Source organism: Marinobacter nitratireducens (assembly GCF_000708045.1).
GTDB classification, from domain to species: domain Bacteria; phylum Pseudomonadota; class Gammaproteobacteria; order Pseudomonadales; family Oleiphilaceae; genus Marinobacter; species Marinobacter nitratireducens.
This window is the reverse complement of record NZ_ANIE01000003.1, coordinates 89,970-109,964: the sequence shown is the minus strand read 5'-3', so window position 1 is coordinate 109,964 and position 19,995 is coordinate 89,970. Positions and strand designations below refer to the sequence as shown.

Here is a 19,995-nt window from a genome sequence, read left to right as displayed (position 1 = left end):
GGCCGTCCAGCTTAAGAATACGACGTGAGACCCAGGCACATGTGTGAACCTGAAATACGGATAACATGCGTCAACAAAGACAGACAAAATACGACCTCCCCCTGCCAAATGGCAGCCGGACTGTCGGCAATGGTTTACAACCAGAACAATCACGCCCCAACCGGGCCTGATCCGTCTGACTGTGGGCCCGCGCTTTTGCTGTAATACGGGCCCAAACGCGCACATCCTGCTTCGCTGATGCGAACCCCCGCGGCTTTCTGTCAAAACCAAACGACAGGAACCCTTTCCTTCCATGAAAAGAATGCTCATTAATGCAACTCATCCAGAAGAGTTGCGCGTAGCACTGGTCGATGGCCAGAGACTTTTTGATCTCGATATCGAATCAAGCACCCGCGAGCAGAAAAAAGCCAACATTTACAAGGGCCGCATTACCCGCGTTGAGCCCAGCCTTGAGGCTGCCTTTGTCGATTTCGGTGCAGAGCGCCACGGCTTCCTGCCCCTGAAAGAGATCTCCAAGGAATATTTCAAGAAATCTCCGGGTCAGATCGAGGGCAAAATCAACATCAAGGATGTTGTGTCCGAAGGCCAGGAAGTCATTGTGCAGGTGGACAAGGAAGAGCGTGGCAACAAGGGCGCGGCCCTGACCACATTCATCTCCCTGGCTGGCCGCTACCTGGTGCTGATGCCCAACAACCCTCGCGCAGGTGGGATCTCCCGTCGCATCGAAGGTGAAGAGCGGGCTCAGCTGAAAGAAGCCATGAACGACGTCCAGGTTCCCAAATCCATGGGCATCATCGTTCGCACCGCGGGCATTGGTCGCACCACAGAAGAGCTGCAATGGGATCTCGACTACCTCGTGCAGTTCTGGGAAGCGATTACGCAGGCCGCAGGCGAACGCAAGGCACCCTTCCTGATCCACCAGGAAAGCAACGTCATCATCCGCGCGGTGCGTGACTACCTGCGCCAGGACATCGGCGAGGTTCTGATCGACGCCGAGAATGTCTACGAAGACGTGCTTAACTTCGTTCGCGCCGTGATGCCGACCTTCGAGAACAAGATCAAACTGTACAAGGATGAGATCCCTCTGTTCAGCCGGTACCAGATCGAAGGGCAGATCGAAACTGCTTTCCAGCGGGAAGTGAAACTCCCCTCAGGCGGTTCAATCGTCATCGATCCGACCGAGGCTCTGGTGTCCATCGACATCAACTCCTCACGCGCCACCAAAGGCCACGACATTGAAGAAACGGCCCTCCAGACAAACCTGGAAGCGGCCGAGGAAATCGCTCGCCAGCTGAGGCTTCGTGATATGGGCGGCCTGATCGTGATCGATTTTATCGACATGACTCCCGCCAAGCACCAGCGCGAGGTCGAACAGAAAATGCGTGAAGCCTTGGAGATCGACCGCGCCCGCGTTCAGGTTGGAAAAATCTCGCGTTTCGGCCTCCTGGAGATGTCGCGCCAGCGTCTGCGCCCGTCTCTGGGCGAGACCCGCAGCGAGGTCTGCCCCCGCTGTGAAGGGCAAGGCACCATTCGCGGCATTGAGTCTCTTGCTCTCAGCATCATGCGCCTGATCTACGAAGAGTCTTCTAAGGAGAAGACTGGAGAAGTTCGCGCCGTTGTTCCGGTATCCGTTGCCACCTTCCTCCTCAACGAGAAGCGGCGCCAGCTCGCAGAAATCGAACGACGCCAGGAAGTGGACGTTGTCGTCGTGCCGGTCCCGCACATGGAGACCCCGCACTTCGAGATCCTCCGCATCCGCCAGGACGAGACAACTCCGGAGCACATTTCCAGCCACCAGGTTGCCGAAGAATACAACGTTCGGGAAGAGGAAGTGTTCGAGGCGCCCGCCGCTGAGCGCCCAGCCCGAGAGCAGGCTGCGGTCAAAGCTATCCGTCCTGCGGCACCGGCACCGAAACCTGAGGCCAAAAACATAGAATCCAGTGAGCAGGAAGAAGGCCTGTTCCGCCGGATTGGGCGCAAAATTGCCTGCTTCTTCAATGGCGAGGAAGAACAGACCGTTGCACCCCAGAAGAATCGCAATAGCCGCGATGATCGCCGCACCCAGGGCCGCCAGGACCGCCGTAAATCCCGAGTAGCCCGGGACGAGCAGAATACCGGCGACAAGCGCAGTGGCAACGATCGCCGTCAGAGCGGTCAGCAGAATCGCAGCGACGATAATCGCGGACGCGGTCGTAACCGTAATGACGACCAGAACCGTGGCGGACAAAATCGCCAGGGTCAGGACAAAGGCGCTGAAGCCAAAGGCGGAGATAATCGCCGGGACGGCCAGGGTCGCGGCCGCGGCCAGGGTCGCAACAAACAACAGCGCGATCAGAAAGACAACCGCGACAAGAAAGACCAGAAGGGTAATCAGGACAATACCCAGAAGGGACAAAGCAACGATAAGGGCAACGACAAAGGCGGAGACGACAAGCGTCGCAAGCCACGTCGCCAACGTGGGCGCGATGGTTCACCAACGGAAACCCCGAGTTCCACGCCTGCGGATCGCAAAGCGGCTCGCAGTGAAAAGCATCAGAAGGATACTCAGCCCGAGCAGTCCACCGATGCACGCTCACAACAGCCAAAAGAAGCAAAGCCCCAGGCAGAGAAAGGTGCGCCAAAGGGCGGAAAGAAAAACGCTCCGAAATCTGAGGCAGACTCCGACAACAAGGTGAGTACCAAGCCGGCAGAGAATGCACCCGAAACCAGAAGCGCAGGCGAGCCCAAGGGTCATGTCGAACAAAAGGCAAAGCCGGAATCCAAACCGAAAGCCGATGACAAACCCGCTGAAGACGCGACTAGCAAAAACGCCAAGGCCAAGACTACGCCCAAAGCAGAAACGCCAGCGAAGCCCGCTGACGAACAGAAGAGCTCAACGCCTCCAGAACAGCCTGCTCCGGCAGAGCAGACCTCAGTGAAGGAAGCGTCCTCTGAAGACAAAGCACCTGCGGCCGAAAAACCTGCACCGAAGCAGGCTCCGGAGAGCGGCGAGGTCAAAGCTAAGGAAGAACCCAAAGCGAAAGCCAAGCCATCGGCCGAAGCAACAGCCTCAGCCCAGGAAAAGCCGGCGACCGAAGACGCATCGACGGAGAAAACCGCTCCGTCTACCGACAAGGCCCCGGAAAGCAAGTCAGACAGCAAGACGGCTGAGACAAAACAGGCCGAAAAGGCGCCAGCTGAAAAACCAGAGGCCCCAAAGGCTGAGTCAAAGCCTGATGAAAAGCCGGCTCCAATCAAGAGCAAACCAGCCGCCAAGGCCGATGAGAAGCCTGAAGCCAAACAATCGGAAGCGCCTGAACCGAAGCCTGCTCAGACAGAAAGCAAGCCGTCTGAGGCAGATCGGAAGCCAGAGGTCGAACTCCCGGTAACTCCGGGCCGTGCCTACAATGATCCAAGGGAAGTCCGCCGGCGCCAGCGCGCAGCGGAAGAGGCCAAAAAAGCCGGGGAGTAAATGACCGATGCTATCGAATTCCGATATTGAAGCGCTGGAAGACATTCTGTTCGCTGAACCCTGGGGCGATGACGCTCTGGACTTCTTCGGACTGCACGGCGTGGTTTGCGCCAGCGTCATCGGTCCGGTGGAACTCGGCGCCAGGGAAATGTTCTGCCTGGCGACCGGCGTTGACGGCATTGCTGACAACGATATCCCGGAAGTTTTCAGCCGCTGCGTCAAGCAGCTGGCTGAGGACATGGCCAGCTCGCTGGATATGGGCCAGGCGCTCGAGCTCCCCGAACCCGAAGATGGCGACCCGATGAACGCCTTGGAAAACTGGTGCGCAGGGTTCGTGGACACCTTCCTTGAGCACGAGGAAGCGTGGCTCGAAAACGCCAGCGAAGAAGAAACGGCAGACCTGATGGTGCCGATGCTGACACTGTCAGGCCTGTTCGATGATGAGGACTTCCAGAAGGTTCGCAACAGCGACAAGCTGTCACGACAAATGGCAGATGCTATTCCCGATACCCTGACAGACCTCTACCTGCTGTTCCACGCGCCGGACTAAGCCGGCGCAGGGACGTCAACAGGTACTTTGAAATGATGCCAGACGGGCTCCAGCCCCTCTGGCATTTTCATAATTTTTCCCAGCTCACACCAGGGAGCTCCAGGAAAGTGAAAATCACTGCCCTGCGAGGCCAGAAGCTCCTCCCGGCGGCAAAGTTCCGCCAGAAAGCCGAGATCACCACTTGACTGCCCGGATGTCGAGACCTCGATACCGCGACCGCCAGCCCGAATAAAGTCCTTCGTCAGTTCACGAAGTTTCGTGGCCGTCAGCTGATACTTCCTTGGGTGGGCCAGAACTGCCATACCGCCGGCCGCCCGGATCCACTGCACCACCTCAGGAAGTTCCGGCCAGAACGCTTTCACATCCCCCGGCTTACCGTTGCCAAGGTAGCGTTTGAATGCCTGTGCCGTGTTGCGCACCAACCCCTGACTGACCATTACCTCAGCGAAATGGGGACGCCCGGGCACATCGCCTCCGGCAATTTGCGTAGCCTCTTCCAGGAGGTTCTCGACCTTGAGCCGGCTCAGACGATCAACAATCTTGCGGGCCCGAGCCCAACGGTTTTCATTCTGCTGCGACAGTGCTGCCTGAAAGCCCTCATCCTGCTCATCAAAATCCAGACCGACGATATGGATGGTCCGCCCTTTCCACTGGCAGGAAAGTTCGACGCCGGCGATAAGTTCTACCTCACAAGCCTCGGCTTCACTGCGAGCCTCAGCAAGCCCCGCAACCGTATCGTGGTCGGTTAGTGCCAGATGAGTGACGCCGCGCTCAGCCGCGCGCCTGACCAGATCTCGGGGCGCAAGTGCGCCGTCTGAGGCTGTACTATGGCAATGCAGATCAATGCACAAGCCGGGGTGTTGCGGTATAGTCACAAAAAATCCTGTTTCGGGTTGAGGTGCCAGTATATCAGCCCTCCCCAACCCTGTATTCGTCTCTCCAACCGACGCTGTCGGTCGGGATCATTCAATTGGGAGTTGTGAATGTACTACGCCATTATCAGTGAAGATGTCGAGAACAGCCTGCCGATGCGGAAATCGGCCCGCCCCGCTCACCTTGAACGCCTGGAAAAGCTTAAGGCCGAGGGTAGATTGCTGGTTGCAGGCCCTCACCCGGCCATCGACACGCCCGATCCCGGCGACGCCGGCTTCAGCGGCAGCCTGGTCGTGGCCGAGTTCGACTCTCTCGAAGCTGCGCAGGCCTGGGCGGATGCTGATCCCTACATTGAAGCCGGGGTTTACGCACGAGTTGTCGTCAAGCCGTACAAGGTTGTGTTGCCCTGAGTAGCGGCAATCGATGAGCTTATTGTAATGATGGGCCGCTTGAACGGCGGTCCATCTATGACAGAATTGCGCTTTCAGTATTACGACCGAATTTTTAACCGTCCAACTCAGGGAACGTATCCAGTGACGCCTTTTCGTCTCCTCCTCAGCACACTCTTGATCCTGTCTTCCGTTGCCGTAGCCCAGGCCCGAACTGTCTGGGTCGATGACATGCTCTACCTACCGGTCAGGTCCGGAGCTGGCACCCAATACAGAATCATAGAGAACGCCCTCCCCAGTGGTACCCCGCTGGAACTGCTGGAGACCAGCGATAGTGGCTACACCCGGGTACGAACCCCGAAGGGCAATGAGGGCTGGGTCTCCAGCCAGTACATCAGCGAAACACCGGTTGCGGAGGACCAGCTTCGCCGAGCTAACCGCGAACTGGAGCAGGCTCGCCAGGAGCTTGCAAAGGCTAAGGAACAACTGTCCCAGGTAACCAGCGAGCGGAACCAGCTGGAAAGCTCCGAGACCGCCCTTTCTTCGAAGTCCCAGAACCTGCAGCAAGAGCTTCAGCGCATCAAGAACATTGCGGCCGACTCAATCAATCTTGAGCGCCGCAACAGAGAATTACTTGAAGAAAACCAGAAGATCCGTAACGATCTGGAAGTACTGACCGCCGAGAATGAGCGCCTCGAAGCAAGCAAGGAGTCCGACTTCATGCTGCTCGGCGCAGGACTCGTACTTGGCGGCGTGTTGCTCGCACTGATTATCCCGATGCTGAAACCGACAAGAAAAACCGACAACTGGGCATGACGCTATGAAGGACTATTCGGAAAAGCGCGATTTTCATCGCATGCAGGTGAACTCGGAAATTGAGATCACCAACAGCAAGGGCGAGGTTTTCAGCGGCACCTGCCGCGATCTCAGCGCCACAGGCATGCAGCTGTTTGTAGATCGGCCAGTCGCCGTAGGGGAGGAGCTGAAAACGGTTCTTCACCCTACCGGGGATGCCATTCCGCCCCTCGAGACGGTCTGTGAAGTACTTCGGTGTGAACTTGAGGGAGAAGGATTCCTGATCGGAACCACAATCAATGAAGTGACCTGACCGCCAGGGTCGGAGCTGTCCCGGGCGTGCAGCGAAACCGCACCACCCGAGACACAGACAAGCCTTAAACGAGAGGCTTCTCGGAGACAATAATGCCGTTGTTGTCGGCGTAGATGTATTGTCCCGGGTAGAATGTCACACCGTGGAATTTGACCGGTACATTCAGGTCACCAATACCACGCTTTTCCGTTTTCATGGGCACTGTTCCAAGCGCCTGCACTCCCAGATCGGTTTTACCAATCTCATCGACATCGCGGATGCAGCCATAGATGACCAGCCCAGCCCAACCGTTCTTGGCTGCCTTCTCCGCCAGCATGTCGCCCAGCAGGGCGTTGCGCTTGGACGCCCCACCATCAACGACCATAACACGGCCATTGCCTGGCTGACCGACCTGCTCCTTGACCACCGAGTTGTCCTCGAAGCACTTGACGGTGACAATCTCACCACCAAACGCCCTGATGCCACCGTAGTTGTTAAAACCAGGCTCCACCACCTGCACATCCGGAAACTCGTCACAAAGATCAGGCGTAATAATATCTGCCACTTTTCGTTCTCCTATTCCTGGATTGAATAATGGGTCTCAGTCGATTTTTTCATCGGCCAGGAAGAACCAGGTATCCAGAACCGAGTCCGGGTTCAGGGACACAGTATCAATCCCCTGATCCATCAACCACTTGGCAAGATCTGGATGATCTGACGGCCCCTGGCCACAGATGCCAATGTATTTTCCAGCCTTCTTGCACGCCTGAATCGCATTCGACAGCAGGGCCTTGACCGCATCGTTACGCTCATCAAACAGGTGGGCAATAATGCCTGAGTCCCGATCCAGGCCAAGAGTGAGCTGGGTCAGATCGTTGGAGCCGATTGAGAAGCCATCAAAGTGCTCGAGGAACTGGTCAGCCAACAATGCATTAGCCGGAAGCTCACACATCATGATCACGCGCAGGTCGTTCTCACCACGCTTGAGACCATTCTCCGCCAACAGGTTAACCACCTGCTCGGCCTCACCGACGGTCCGGACAAACGGTACCATGACCTCAACGTTGGTCAGCCCCATGTCGTTACGCACCTTCTTCAGGGCACGGCATTCCAGCTCGAAGCAGTCCCGGAAGGTGTCAGAGATGTAACGGGAAGCACCCCGGAAGCCCAGCATCGGGTTTTCTTCATCCGGCTCGTAGAGAGTGCCGCCAATCAGGTTCGCATACTCGTTCGATTTGAAGTCGGACAGACGAACGATCACTTTCTTGGGCGCAAACGCGGCTGCCAGGGTGGAGATGCCCTCAACCAGCTTGTCCACGTAGAAGTCGACCGGTGAATCATAGCCGGAGATCCGTTTCTCAACCGTCTGCTTGATGTCCCGCGGCAAGCCATCGAAATTCAACAGCGCCTTCGGATGCACACCAATCATGCGGTTGATGATGAATTCGAGACGCGCCAGGCCCACACCTTCGTTTGGCAGTGCCTGGAAATCGAACGCGCGATCCGGGTTACCCACGTTCATCATGATCTTGAACGGAATGTTCGGCATGGAATCGACGGTATTCTCGCGCAGCTCGAAGTCCAGTGCGCCTTCGTAAATCATGCCGGTGTCGCCTTCGGCACAGGAAACCGTGACTTCCTGCCCTTCTTTCAGAACCTCGGTTGCATCGCCACAACCCACAACCGCCGGAATACCCAGCTCGCGGGCAATGATCGCGGCGTGACAGGTACGGCCACCACGATCAGTCACAATGGCAGAAGCGCGCTTCATGACCGGTTCCCAGTCCGGATCGGTCATATCGGTGACCAGAACGTCACCAGCCTGAACCCGATCCATTTCATTGATGCTGGTGATAACCTTGACCGGGCCGCTGCCAATCTTGTGACCAATACTGCGGCCTTCTACCAGCACGTTGCCGGTTTCTTTCAGCAGGTACCGCTCCATGACATTCGCTGACGCACGGCTCTTGACCGTCTCAGGACGCGCCTGAACGATGTAAATCTTGCCGTCATCACCGTCCTTGGCCCACTCAATGTCCATCGGACGCTGGTAGTGCTTCTCGATGATCATGGCCTGCTTGGCCAGTTCTTCAACTTCCGCGTCGGTGATACAGAAACGATTACGGTCTTCCTGCTCAACTTTCACGGTTTCCACAAACTCACCCTCACCCGGGTTGGTGTGGTAAACCATCTTGATGGCCTTGCTACCCAGGTTACGGCGCAGTACGGATGGACGGCCCGCCGCCAGCGTTGGCTTGTGGACATAGAACTCATCCGGGTTTACGGCCCCCTGAACCACGGTTTCCCCCAACCCGTAAGAGGCGGTAACAAACACGACATCACGGAAACCCGACTCGGTATCCAGGGTGAACATGACGCCACTAGCGGCGGTTTCGCTGCGGACCATCTTCTGGATACCGGCAGAGAGGGCAACCAGCTTGTGATCAAAGCCGTGGTGCACGCGGTAGGAGATGGCACGGTCGTTGAACAGTGAGGCAAAGACCTCTTTGACCGATGTTCTAACCTGCTCCAGGCCGATCACGTTCAGGAAGGTTTCCTGCTGGCCCGCGAATGATGCATCGGGCAGATCTTCAGCCGTTGCAGAAGAGCGCACTGCCACGGCCATGTGTTCGTTGCCATCCTGCAGTTTGGCAAACGCCTCTTCCAGCGATTTCTCAAGGACATCCGGGAAATCGGTTTCGATAACCCACTGACGAATCTGGGCGCCTACGCGAGCCAGTTCGTTCACATCGTTAACGTCAAGCTGGTCCAGCGCGTTGTCGATCTTATCTTTCAGTCCGTCGGTCGCCAGGAACTCACGGTAGGCGTGGGCTGTGGTCGCAAAACCACCCGGAACGGTAACACCTGCGTTGGCGAGATTACTGATCATTTCTCCGAGAGAGGCATTCTTTCCGCCCACCCGGTCAACATCGGACATTCCCAGGTGATCAAACCAGATAATGTAATCTTCCAAAGCACGTCTCCCTTGAATCTGTATTGCAAAGAGCCTGCCCGGCCAGCGTGATATCGAAGTCTCTGAAGTAAACAATATCCGCTGCGGAGTCTCGAACTTGGCGTGTATGATACTGTAACCTGCGGAAATTACCTAGGGACACAACCAACTCCCTGACCATTCATTACCGGATATTTTGCCATGAGACGCACTGCTTTCTTCATTTCAGACGGCACTGGTCTGACCGCTGAAGCACTCGGCCACAGTTTGTTGGCCCAATTTGAGAAAATTGAGTTCGAAAGAATTACGGTGCCTTATATCGATGATGAAGAAAAGGCCCACGACATGGTCAAGCGCATAAACAAGGCCGCAGAAACCGACGGTGAACGTCCGCTGGTGTTCGACACCATCGTCAACAGTGATATCCGCGCCATCATTTCCACGGCGGACGGATTCATGGTGGATATTTTCGGCACTTTCCTGAGCCCCTTGGAGCAGGAGCTTCAGTCCTCGTCCTCGTATACCGTCGGCAAATCCCACTCCATCAACAACGAGGGCGGCTATGAGCGCCGGATCAACGCCGTCAACTTCGCTCTGGACAATGATGATGGCGCACGCACACGCCATTACGATGAAGCCGATCTGATTCTCGTGGGCGCATCCCGAAGTGGGAAAACGCCAACCTGCCTGTACCTGGCCCTGCAATACGGAATCAAGGCAGCCAACTACCCGATCACGGAAGAGGACCTGGAGGATCAAAAGATTCCGGGCGCTCTCCGGCCGCACAAGCAGAAGATCTTTGGTCTCACCATCGATCCCGAGCGGCTGGCCACGATCCGCAACGAGCGCCGTCCCAATTCAAGGTATTCCTCTCTGAAACAGTGCATGCACGAAATCGAAGAGATTGAACTGATGTACCGACGGGAACGAATTCCCTACCTGAACACCACAGCCTATTCCGTGGAAGAGATTTCCACGCGAATCATGGTGACAACCGGCCTGAAACGGAATCGCTAAGTCACCCGAGTGGAAAAAAAGAGGACCAAACGGCCCTCTTTTTCAATCGGATCAGTCGGCGGATTACAGCTCCTGCACGGACAGCCCCAATGACGTCACCAGATCCCGGTTTTCAGGACTGGTCACAACGGCCGTATTGGCGTTTTCCGGCACTAGCCAGGTGCTGGCCACTCGCCTGAGATCCTCCAGGGTGACCGACAACACACGCTCCCGGAAACGCGCGCGTTGCTCCGGGGTGCGCCCGAACAGCTTGTTATGGAAGGCATGCCGGGCCGCACCGGCCGGTGAACGGGGGCGATCCAGCTGGCCGATCACACCAAGAATGGACTCCTCCAGATCCTGGGCATCATGTTCTTCCTTCTGCAACCACTCCAGGGCCTTGTCAAAGTCATCCAGGGTTTCAGCCAGTCGGGGGTCCCGGTAGGAGAAGAACCGGAAGGTGCCATTCACGCTGTCCTGCCCTGCACCCCCACCATAGGCGCCGCCCTTTTCCCGAATGGCGGTGTGCAGATACCCGTTACGCAAGAACCCACCCAGCACCGTCAGCGCTGCCGCGTCGGGGTGATCCACCGGCACAGTGCTGTAGGCCTTGGCGCAGAAATTGACCTGCGTCGAGGTCAACCAGGCTTCACGCGTGGTGTAGTTGACCGGATCCATCTTCCAGGCTACCCCGGAAACGCCGGGCTCATTGGTCCAGCATGATTTGAGATCATCGACCATGGCCGACAGCTGTTCATCCTCACCGATCACCAGGAACTGACGTTGCTGCTGGCTGATCTTCTGATGGAGCGCCGCTAGCTTATTGCAGAACGCGTCCAGCTCTGCCGGTTCTTTGAGAGACTGATCCAGCTGCTTGGTGCCGCGGATACCAGCCAGCCCACCGAGGCGGAACGACAACCACGCGCCAGAGCTGATGCCCTGAGCCGCTGCCCCCATTGCCAGCGCATGACCGCTTCCAGTCACGGCCTGCTCACGACGCGCGCGAATCTGGGCAATGATCTCCCGGATCCGGCCCTTTTCATCGAAACGTGCGCTGGTGTACACATCTTTCAGAAGTTTGGTCAATGCGCCACGGTTACGTGCCAAGGCCTTGCCATTGAAGATGATGTAGCCGGACAGATCCTGCACGTCATCAATTCGGCCTTTCGAACTAAACGCCGCGCCGATGCCACCGGATTCCGCTGAAATGCGGTCCTGCATCTGAAGATAATCCAGATCACCACAGCCCACCTCTGAAATGAGGGTGGTGTAATACGGGACCAGCAATAGCTCTTCCTCAGAAAGCTCCGGCACCGGAACCACGACCTGCTCATACACGAGACCATTGGTACCACGGGCATAGACAGTGGCCGAAATATCCCCATCGTAACGCGCTTCAGGTTCAGGCATCTGCAGGGGAACATCGGTCAGATCCACTTTGGGCAGAATCGACAGGTCGTCCTTATGCATCTGACGCTCTTCCAGAGCCTTCGCCCGGTCGACGATCTGCTGCTTCTCCTCGTCGGTGAGCCTGGCCTTCTTCTCCGCCAGAGCCTCACGAATCGCTTGTTGACGACGGCCTTCAAGCTTGTCATCGGGACGCAACGTCAGGGTCACCCGGTGCGGATTATCCAGCAGTTTCTTTCGGATCAGGCCCGGCACATACTGTGGATCCTTGATCTTCTCCCTCAGGCTTGCCAGCACAGGCTCCAGGTCCAACAGCTCAACCGGATCTCCCCCATGAACCATCGGCGCGATGGCACTCATGATCAACTGAAGCCCGTAAGGAAACTGGTCACCGGCAATTTCTCGCTGATGCAGTTCCAGTTGGTGCAGAATCGCTTCCAGGCGATCCTCACTGACACCTTCGTCTACGACCTTCTGCAGTGTGGCCTCAATCAGCTCCTCCAACTCCGCCTGCTTCTCTGGCTCACTGCCTTCGATGCCGCAGACAAACGTCATTTCCCGGTTCGAGTCCTCAAGACCGCACATGGGAGAAGGGGCATGCCCAAGCTCGGTCGTTTCCAGCGCCCGCATCAGGGGAGACGCGCTGTTTTCAAGCAACACGGCAGACAGCAACTGCCCCTCCAGGTTTTCCTGCAGGTCAAAACTGTGACCCAGCAGCCACCCCATCACGATATGGGTTTTGCTGTCGGTCCCCTCACCCTCGTTCACTGCGTACCCCTGCTCGACCCGAAGAGGCGCGAACATCCGTTTTTCATCATGCACCGGAAGCTTGATGTCCAGACGATCAAAGCGCTTCAGAGCCAGCTCCTCGAATCGGTTATGGTGTTCCCGGGCCGGGATGTTGCCATAAGTGGCAAAAATAGCGTTGCTGGGGTGGTAATGGTGGCGGTAAAACTTGACCAGGTCCTCATAGCTGAGATCAACGATATGATCCGGCTCACCACCACTGTTGTAGTGGTAGGTGGTGGTCGGAAACAGATGGCTGCTCAGGTTTTGCCAGAGCTGGGAGGTAGGCGAACTCATCGCCCCCTTCATCTCGTTGTAGACAACCCCCCGGTAGACAAGATCGGTTTCAGGATCGTCCGGTTTGTCGAACTCCAGGCGATGACCTTCCTGGGAGAAGTCCATGGGATCGAGCTTGGAGAAAAAGACCGAATCCAGATACACCGACAGCAGGTTATCGAAATCCTTTCGGTTCATGGACGCAAACGGATAGGCCGTCCAGTCACTGCTGGTGAAAGCATTCATGAAGGTATTAAGGGAACGCCGGATCATCATGAAAAACGGATCACGAACAGGGAAACGCTCACTGCCACATAGCGCCGTATGTTCCAGGATGTGGGCTACGCCGGTGGAATCCATCGGGAAGGTTCGCAGGGCAACGAAGAATACGTTTTCATCGTTATCTGCCGCCAGGTGTAGATGACGGGCACCGGTTTTTTTATGGCGATATTCCTCAACATCGAGATTGAGGGTGCCAATCCGGTGCGTACGAAGCTTTTCAAAGGCCGGATGGGTTGCGTTGTCGATCACTGCAGCCATTCAAACTATCCTGTCTTTAACGTAAGTAGACTTGTAGGGTAACACGTAGTTTCGATTATCATGCACAGTCCAGAACCGATAAGGTAGTACTTCAATCCATGACCACCGCCCCCCCGAAAACAAAATCCGTCGATGCCCCGGAAGTCGCCGCCTACTGGGCTGAACGTCGGCGTTACATCGAGCGCATCCGGAAAGTTCCGGAAATTCGGCAACGATTCTGGCGGGAAGTTGCCATCTACCTTCTGCGACGGGTGCTATGGTCGTTTGGGTTCTTCCCGATATTCATCGCGTTCTGGATTCCCTTTGTGCTGGCGAGCTTCAATCCCGTGGTTATGGCCTCGGAATTCATCCCGCTCCTCCAGGATTTCGTGGATGCCAACCCGGAAGTCCAGGCGACAACCCTGAGCACACTGACGATTGCCTGGGCCTCAATTGGCTTTATTTTCCTGGTATTTGATTTCGTGCTGACACCGTTCCGCTCACCCTATGAATATGAAGCAGACGTGTACATGCGGTCCTGGGAACAGCTCAACCATGATCAGCTTCCGGACAAAGTGTGATTTGGCCTGCATTCTGGTTAACTACAGACACTTTCTGTTACATAAGGTTGCAATCACTGGTTAAGATAACCGGATAGAAAGATTCCAGGGAAAGCAGGTTCAAGAGGTTTGGCCATGGTCGATTTCAGACCACTTCTGTTCATTAATGCACTGGCGCTGATGCTTCTGGTAACGGCCGGATTCGCATCGGTGCAGAGGGACATGGCAAGCATGGCCGACACTGCGACACCTCTAAAGGCTGAAGCCCCGGCGATCGCCAACACTTCACGAGTGATTGCCGCTGAGCCCGAAGCGCCCCCCACCCCCGAACCTGCACCCGAGCCCACCCTGAAGGTTGCCAAGGACACCGAAGCCTCCGAGCCAGAGGTCTTCGAGATTTCGCCATTGGCCGACGAACCCCAAACGCTGGCCATGGCAGAACCTCCACAGGCGATGCCCAAGCGCGCTGAAAAAGCAGCAACCCCCGAAGTTGAACCAGAGCCGGAAAAACCGGCCCCGACCACCGGCATGCTGACCCTGCGATCGAACGTCGTTGATGACTCAGTATCAATCAACGGCAAGACCTACGGCGCCACCCGCCTGGACCTGGAACTGAAACCCGGTGAGTACCAAGTTGTTATCAGCAAGGACGGATTCAAGCCGTGGCGCCAGAGCGTGTCTTTGGAAGCTGGAAATGAGCTGACACTGGTCGGCAAGCTTGAAGCCTACACGACCGTGAATTATCGAAACGGGGAGTGGGTCGGCGGCGTCAAGACTGGCGACGGGACCTACGAAAACGGTGACGGACTGAAATACGAAGGCCACTTCATTGATGGTCAGTTCAGTGGCGAAGGCACTGCCTGGTATTCCGACGGCAGCCGATACGAAGGCGACTGGGAAGCGGGAATGCGCAACGGTGAAGGTGTCTGGCGGGACGCTGACGGCTCCCATTACACCGGATCGTTCAAGAACGACCAGTTCAATGGCAAAGGTACCCTGACCATGGCCAGTGGCGACATTCTGACCGGAAACTGGCAGCAAGGCCGCCTCAATGGCCACGGTTCACTGACCACTGCAGACGGAATGCTGTACGTCGGCGGCTTCCGGAACGATGAGTTTCATGGCCGCGGCGCCCTGACCTATCCGGATGGCAGGCATTACGAGGGCGAGTTTTCGAACGGAGCCTTCCACGGTAACGGGTCGGAAGTTTTCGCCGACGGTAAAAAATACGAAGGCGAGTACATGGAAGGCAAGTTTCACGGCAAAGGACTGCTGCTTAACCCTAACGGCAGCTCCATCGAAGCCACTTTCAAACACGGCAAACCCTACGGACAGGTGCGCCTGACAACGGCGGCGGGAGAGATTTTCACAGCCCGCACTACAGAACCCGGTGTTTGTTATCGGGAAAAGAGCTACCGAGCGACTCAGTGCCCTGAACTGGAAGGTTGGTGACAGGCGTCAGCTCGATAACACACGCGTTTTGCAGTAAACGATTGAGGTAGTGACATGGCGATCAAGAACGCTCTGCTGGTGGACGACTCCAAGGTAGCACGATTTGCCTTGAGCAAATTGCTGGAGGGTCGTGACATGGAAGTAAACATGGCGGGTTCTGCGGAAGAAGCACTGGACTTCCTGAACAGCCATGACCGCCCAGACGTGATCTTCATGGATCACCTGATGCCCGGGATGAACGGAGTCGAGGCGACCAAGGCCATCAAAGGCAATCCGGACACCTCCGGCATTCCGATCATCATGTGTACATCGAAAAAATCGTCGTCGTTCATGGAAGAGGCCAGGAACTTCGGCGTTTATAACATCCTCACCAAGCCCCCCCATACAGAGGGCCTGACGCTGGTACTGGATCAGCTCGATCGGGATGTAACGGACGGCACACTCCCCGAGGTACCACCCGTAGGCGACATCGTTGAGCACGAAGAAGAGCAACTGGAAGTTCCCCAGGATGCCTCGGTGGAGATGTCAGTCAAAGGGGGCAATGGCGCCGCTGCAGTTGGCTCAGAAGCCAATGTTGTCCCGCTCACCAGCGAGCTCATCGAGCAGATTGCCCGCTCTGCGGTCAAAACCCATATCAATAATCGCCTGCATGAACTCCTGAGCTCCCTGTTCGATGAACAGTTTGATCACCTGAAGCGCGCGCTGGACGAGTCCCGCAACAAACAGGAAAGCGCAATCCAGGACAAGCTGGAAGCCATGAACCAGCTGATTGAGGAGCGCACACGACACCTCCGGGACGAGGTGGCGGCAGAAGTAAACCTGAATCTGGCGCGGGAGCTGGCCGACCTGAAACGGGAGCTGAAACAGAACACCGGCTTCACTGGCGAGCACATGGCAGAACTGAAAGACCACATCACCAGCGTGCAGACCATCGACACCGAGTTCTGGCAGACGCTGCAATCAGAAGCGATCCAGCAGGCTCACGAGATCTCCCGGGAAACCGCCGAGGACATCGCACAGCGGACCATCGACCTTTTCGTGGCCCAGCAACGAACGGCCTCTTCCAAGGTATACACCCTGGGCCTGGCCATCAGCCTCGGCATTTTCAGCGTCGGTATTGCCTGGCTGTCAGGCCTGTTTGGCTAATCCGGGCGCGAATGCGCCGCCAGTCGTCCGGGGTGTCGACATCTTCCAGCACCCCCGGAATGCCGACCCTGGTAGCCTTGGCCCGGGCTAGCAGCCCCCCTGCCCCCCGGTCGCCCTCCAGCCCCATAACCTCCGGCCACAACCACCGGGGTAAATAGGCAGGCACTCCTGGTCTGCCGCCATAATCAGCCGCTACCGGTTGTGCCGGCACATAACGGGCAGCCTCTCCGAAAGCCCGCAGCGCAACAACATCCAGCATGGGCTGGTCTGCCACCAACACAAAAGCGCCTTTAGCCTCCGGCCCCACGGAAGACAAGCCACAACGCAGTGACGCAGCCAGGCCTTCGCCCCAATCGTCGGCTCGCAACCAGGCAGAGGGGGTGACCGAGCAACGAAAGCGGACCAGCGGATACCATGCCCCGCAGACAACGCGGACATCGCGACTCAACACCCGCGCCTGGGCGATGGCTCGATCCAGCAAAATTCCGCAGCCACCACCCAACGGCAACAGGGCCTTTGGACGCCCCATTCGGCTAGATGCACCCGCGGCCAGGACAAGTACCGGGAATTGCTGATCGCTTGAAACAGAGGACAGGTTTATTTTCACACCCCGATTTTTGCTAGAATCCGCCCATCAATCAACCATACCCTTCCGGACCCCTGATGAATCACCTGTTTGTGGACAACCTGACTGTTATCGATTTCGCCTACCTGGACCCCACGAGAGGGCTGGTTGGTGAAAGCTGGATCGTGGACGTTGTCCTGGGAGGAAACCTCGACGAACAGGGTATGGTGTTCGACTTCAGCAACGTCAAACGCACCATCAAGCGCATCATCGATGAGCGAGTGGACCATCGGCTCGTGGTTCCCCGTGGCTACCAGGGCCTCACCATCGATGAAGACCAGCAAGACACCTTCACCTGGGCGCTGACCGATGGCAGCGAACTGGTGCACAAGGGCCCCGACGAGGCCGTGGCATGGCTCTCAACTGACCGGGTGTTACCCTCTGCCGTTGCCGCGCTGCTCGAACGCGAACTGAAATCCGTGCTACCTGCCAATGTGGTTTCCATCGAGATCAACCTGCGGGAAGAGGTCATTGAAGGCGCTTACTACCACTATGTGCACGGCCTCAAAAAGCATCTCGGCAACTGCCAGCGCATTGCCCATGGCCACCGCTCCCCGATACGCATTGATCGGAATGGTCATCGGGACTATGACCTGGAAAAGCACTGGGCAACCTTGTGGCGGGATATCTACGTCGGCTCTGAGGAGGACGTAGCACGTCGCCACGTCGGTGACGACGGCGTTCCCTATGTGACCTTCGAATACGAAGCCAATCAGGGGGAATTCGCGCTGACCTTGCCGGAGGAGCGTGTCTACATGCTGGACACCGACACCACCGTAGAGCTGATTGCGGCCCACATCGCCGACACTCTCAAGGTTGAGTTTCCCACCGACGCGATTCGGGTCAAAGCATTCGAAGGCGTCGGCAAAGGCGCCATCGCCGAACGATAAAACACACCCAGCATGCACAAGCACAAAAGGCCAAGGACTCGCTCCTCTGGCCTTTTTCTGTATACGAATTTCTTTCAGACACAAAAAAACCGCCCGAAGGCGGTTTTTTTGATGGCTTTCCGGTGGACTAAACCGTCAAGCCGTATTGGCGTCCCCTAGGGGGTTCGAACCCCTGTTGCCGCCGTGAAAGGGCGGAGTCCTAGGCCACTAGACGAAGGGGACTAGAAATTGGTGGAGCCAAGCGGGATCGAACCGCTGACCTCAACACTGCCAGTGTTGCGCTCTCCCAGCTGAGCTATGGCCCCTCAACGGCTGCGTATATTAAGGATCCGCCCTATGGGCGTCAACCTCTAAAACACACTTTTTTGCAGTTTTCTGAACATCGGTGCTGCAGCCGTTTACTTCTTGCTCAAAGCGGTCAAATTGCAGTCAACTCAACCCAGGGCAGCGTACTCCTTCTCCACTTTCTTGGTTTCTTTCTTGGAGAAACCACCCAGAACATTGAGCGCATGGCGCAGGCGGGAACGGGTCATATCCGGCCCCAGAAGAGCCATGGAATCCATCACCGACCAGGAATTTGGGGTACCCGCAATGGCGACGAAGATAGAAAACATGAAATCCCCCATCTTCAGGTCCATCGCCTTGGCCAGGGCTTTCACGTCTGCAAAGATGTTTTCCTTGCTCCAATGGCGCTGGGCTTCCAGGCGCCAGAGCGTAAACTGCAACACCCGCTTGACCTGCGCCTCTTCCAGCTTGTTGTGAGCAAAATCTTCCGCTGTCAGGTTCAACATGCCGGAGAACATGAACTGGGACATCGGCGCCACGTCCGAGAATACCTCGGCCCGCCCCTTGATGTGTGGAATCAGCGCCTGCAGGGCGTCCTCGTTGAACCACCACTGGCGCATGCGCTCCACGAACTGCTCGTCGGTCAGTTCATCGCGCAGCCACTGACCGTTTAGCCACCGCAGCTTTTCAACATCGAACACCGGTCCACCGAGAGACACACGCTGGATATCAAAGTTTTCGATCATCTCATCCAGAGTAAACTTCTCGCGCTCATCCGGCATCGACCAGCCCATACGGCCCAGGTAGTTGGTGACAGCCTCGGGCAGGAACCCCATACGCTCGTAGAAATTGATGCTGGTTGGGTTCTTACGCTTGGACAACTTGCTCTTGTCCGGATTGCGCAGCAGCGGCAAATGACACAGCTCTGGCATGTCCCAGCCAAAGTACTGGTAAAGAAGCTTGTGCTTCGGGGCGGAATTAATCCACTCCTCCCCACGGAGCACGTGCGTGATGCCCATCAGATGGTCATCTACCACGTTGGCCAGGTGGTAGGTCGGCATACCGTCCGATTTCAGAAGAATCTGGCAATCCACCTGCGCCCAATCGATCTCGATGACGCCGCGGAGCATATCCTGAATCTCGCACACCCCCTCATCTGGCACCTTCATGCGGATAACATGAGGCTCGCCAGCATCCAGGCGACGTTTGACTTCGTCTTCCGGCAACTCCAGATCGCCTTTAATTCCCGGGTTCTGGCCGTTAGCCTTACGCTCTTCACGAATCGCATCCAGCTCTTCCGGGGTACGGAAGCAGTAGAAGGCGTGACCTGCCGTGACCAGATCCTCGGCATACTGGCGATAGGAATCCTTGCGCTCGGACTGACGATACGGACCGTGTGGCCCACCCACGTCGGGGCCCTCATCCCAGTTCAGCCCCAACCAGCGAAGCGCCTTCAGGATATCCTGCTCGGATTCCGGTGTGCTGCGAACCTGATCCGTATCCTCAATCCTCAGAATGAACTGGCCGCCATGCTGACGAGCAAAACACAGATTGAAAAGGGCCACGTAGGCGGTACCAACGTGAGGATCACCGGTAGGTGAAGGTGCAATTCGGGTACGTACTGTCATGAAAGCTTCCTGAATTATCGGTGGCCGTTTATTAAGGCCGGCATTATACCGACCCGCTCTGCATTTCGCATAACCGGCAATACCGAAACCCGGCCTATTGGCTGCACGCCGGCATTAATGTA

The 19,995-nt window shown here is 56.8% G+C and carries 16 protein-coding genes and 2 tRNA genes; 10 read left to right on the top strand and 8 right to left on the bottom strand.

From position 1 onward, the window contains the following. Positions 1 to 292 precede the first annotated feature (292 nt). A complete protein-coding gene (gene rne / locus D777_RS02370) occupies positions 293 to 3,451 on the top strand; it encodes a ribonuclease E (protein WP_036128436.1) in 3,159 nt (1,052 codons plus the stop codon). A gap of 7 nt (positions 3,452 to 3,458) precedes the next feature. Next, positions 3,459 to 4,001: a YecA/YgfB family protein gene (locus D777_RS02365; RefSeq protein WP_036128435.1), complete on the top strand. Its 543-nt coding sequence runs from the start codon at positions 3,459 to 3,461 to the stop codon at positions 3,999 to 4,001. Here the strand turns inward: D777_RS02365 and D777_RS02360 are convergent. Continuing rightward, a complete protein-coding gene (locus D777_RS02360; RefSeq protein WP_051668920.1) occupies positions 3,998 to 4,876 on the bottom strand; it encodes a PHP domain-containing protein in 879 nt (292 codons plus the stop codon). The genes D777_RS02365 and D777_RS02360 overlap by 4 nt on opposite strands. A 108-nt stretch (positions 4,877 to 4,984) precedes the next feature. On the opposite strand from D777_RS02360, the gene D777_RS02355 reads away from it, so the two are divergent. From D777_RS02355 to D777_RS02345, 3 genes are all read left to right on the top strand, one after another. Continuing rightward, entirely contained in the window at positions 4,985 to 5,284 is a 300-nt protein-coding gene (locus D777_RS02355; protein ID WP_036128434.1) for a YciI family protein, read from the top strand. Positions 5,285 to 5,407: 123 nt separating this feature from the next. Continuing rightward, positions 5,408 to 6,079 (top strand): TIGR04211 family SH3 domain-containing protein, encoded by a 672-nt coding sequence (locus D777_RS02350; RefSeq protein ID WP_036129548.1) that lies wholly within the window; start codon positions 5,408 to 5,410, stop codon positions 6,077 to 6,079. Between the two features lie 4 nt (positions 6,080 to 6,083). Beyond that, on the top strand, positions 6,084 to 6,371 hold the full coding sequence (locus D777_RS02345; protein WP_036128433.1) for a PilZ domain-containing protein: 288 nt from the start codon (positions 6,084 to 6,086) through the stop codon (positions 6,369 to 6,371). A 64-nt stretch (positions 6,372 to 6,435) separates the two neighbouring features. On the opposite strand, the gene rraA is transcribed toward D777_RS02345, so the two are convergent. Then, complete coding sequence (rraA, locus tag D777_RS02340; RefSeq protein ID WP_051668919.1) at positions 6,436 to 6,915, bottom strand: ribonuclease E activity regulator RraA; 480 nt, start codon at positions 6,913 to 6,915, stop codon at positions 6,436 to 6,438. Positions 6,916 to 6,951: 36 nt separating this feature from the next. After that, a complete protein-coding gene (ppsA, locus tag D777_RS02335; protein ID WP_036128431.1) occupies positions 6,952 to 9,324 on the bottom strand; it encodes a phosphoenolpyruvate synthase in 2,373 nt (790 codons plus the stop codon). Between the two features lie 180 nt (positions 9,325 to 9,504). On the opposite strand from ppsA, the gene ppsR reads away from it, so the two are divergent. Then, positions 9,505 to 10,320 carry a posphoenolpyruvate synthetase regulatory kinase/phosphorylase PpsR gene (gene ppsR / locus D777_RS02330; protein ID WP_036128430.1) on the top strand — a complete coding sequence of 272 codons (816 nt, stop codon included), beginning with the start codon at positions 9,505 to 9,507 and terminating at the stop codon, positions 10,318 to 10,320. A 63-nt stretch (positions 10,321 to 10,383) separates the two neighbouring features. Here the strand turns inward: ppsR and D777_RS02325 are convergent, their stop codons facing one another. Further along, positions 10,384 to 13,308, bottom strand: coding sequence for an insulinase family protein (locus D777_RS02325; RefSeq protein WP_036128429.1), 2,925 nt, complete (start codon positions 13,306 to 13,308; stop codon positions 10,384 to 10,386). A gap of 98 nt (positions 13,309 to 13,406) precedes the next feature. Here D777_RS02325 and D777_RS02320 point away from each other — a divergent pair, with 98 nt between their 5' ends. The 3 genes from D777_RS02320 (at position 13,407) to D777_RS02310 (ending at position 16,445) form a co-directional block, all read left to right on the top strand. Then, on the top strand, positions 13,407 to 13,868 hold the full coding sequence (locus tag D777_RS02320; protein WP_036128428.1) for a hypothetical protein: 462 nt from the start codon (positions 13,407 to 13,409) through the stop codon (positions 13,866 to 13,868). 114 nt (positions 13,869 to 13,982) lie between these two features. After that, complete coding sequence (locus D777_RS02315) at positions 13,983 to 15,299, top strand: MORN repeat-containing protein (RefSeq protein WP_036128427.1); 1,317 nt, start codon at positions 13,983 to 13,985, stop codon at positions 15,297 to 15,299. Positions 15,300 to 15,353: 54 nt separating this feature from the next. Then, on the top strand, positions 15,354 to 16,445 hold the full coding sequence (locus tag D777_RS02310) for a response regulator (protein ID WP_036128426.1): 1,092 nt from the start codon (positions 15,354 to 15,356) through the stop codon (positions 16,443 to 16,445). On the opposite strand, the gene D777_RS02305 is transcribed toward D777_RS02310, so the two are convergent. Further along, positions 16,405 to 17,052: a nucleotidyltransferase family protein gene (locus D777_RS02305; protein WP_227501638.1), complete on the bottom strand. Its 648-nt coding sequence runs from the start codon at positions 17,050 to 17,052 to the stop codon at positions 16,405 to 16,407. The genes D777_RS02310 and D777_RS02305 overlap by 41 nt on opposite strands. Positions 17,053 to 17,108: 56 nt before the next feature. Here D777_RS02305 and D777_RS02300 point away from each other — a divergent pair, with 56 nt between their 5' ends. Then, positions 17,109 to 17,960, top strand: coding sequence for a 6-carboxytetrahydropterin synthase (locus tag D777_RS02300; protein ID WP_036128423.1), 852 nt, complete (start codon positions 17,109 to 17,111; stop codon positions 17,958 to 17,960). Between the two features lie 146 nt (positions 17,961 to 18,106). On the opposite strand, the gene D777_RS02295 is transcribed toward D777_RS02300, so the two are convergent. The 3 genes from D777_RS02295 to gltX form a co-directional block, all read right to left on the bottom strand. After that, a tRNA-Glu gene (locus tag D777_RS02295) sits at positions 18,107 to 18,182 on the bottom strand. 7 nt (positions 18,183 to 18,189) lie between these two features. Continuing rightward, positions 18,190 to 18,265: transfer RNA gene (locus D777_RS02290), tRNA-Ala, on the bottom strand. Between the two features lie 129 nt (positions 18,266 to 18,394). Beyond that, positions 18,395 to 19,873: a glutamate--tRNA ligase gene (gltX, locus tag D777_RS02285; RefSeq protein WP_036128421.1), complete on the bottom strand. Its 1,479-nt coding sequence runs from the start codon at positions 19,871 to 19,873 to the stop codon at positions 18,395 to 18,397. Positions 19,874 to 19,995: the final 122 nt, after the last annotated feature.

Bases quoted from the DNA above. Each gene is read 5' to 3' on its own strand.
- D777_RS02355 (WP_036128434.1), top strand. From the start codon at position 4,985: ATGTACTACGCCATTATCAGTGAAGATGTCGAGAACAGCCTGCCGATG.
- D777_RS02300 (WP_036128423.1), top strand. From the start codon at position 17,109: ATGAATCACCTGTTTGTGGACAACCTGACTGTTATCGATTTCGCCTAC.
- rne (WP_036128436.1), top strand. From the start codon at position 293: ATGAAAAGAATGCTCATTAATGCAACTCATCCAGAAGAGTTGCGCGTA.
- D777_RS02345 (WP_036128433.1), top strand. From the start codon at position 6,084: ATGAAGGACTATTCGGAAAAGCGCGATTTTCATCGCATGCAGGTGAAC.
- D777_RS02365 (WP_036128435.1), top strand. From the start codon at position 3,459: ATGCTATCGAATTCCGATATTGAAGCGCTGGAAGACATTCTGTTCGCT.
- D777_RS02320 (WP_036128428.1), top strand. From the start codon at position 13,407: ATGACCACCGCCCCCCCGAAAACAAAATCCGTCGATGCCCCGGAAGTC.
- D777_RS02315 (WP_036128427.1), top strand. From the start codon at position 13,983: ATGGTCGATTTCAGACCACTTCTGTTCATTAATGCACTGGCGCTGATG.
- ppsR (WP_036128430.1), top strand. From the start codon at position 9,505: ATGAGACGCACTGCTTTCTTCATTTCAGACGGCACTGGTCTGACCGCT.
- gltX (WP_036128421.1), bottom strand. From the start codon at position 19,873: ATGACAGTACGTACCCGAATTGCACCTTCACCTACCGGTGATCCTCAC.
- D777_RS02310 (WP_036128426.1), top strand. From the start codon at position 15,354: ATGGCGATCAAGAACGCTCTGCTGGTGGACGACTCCAAGGTAGCACGA.
- D777_RS02325 (WP_036128429.1), bottom strand. From the start codon at position 13,308: ATGGCTGCAGTGATCGACAACGCAACCCATCCGGCCTTTGAAAAGCTT.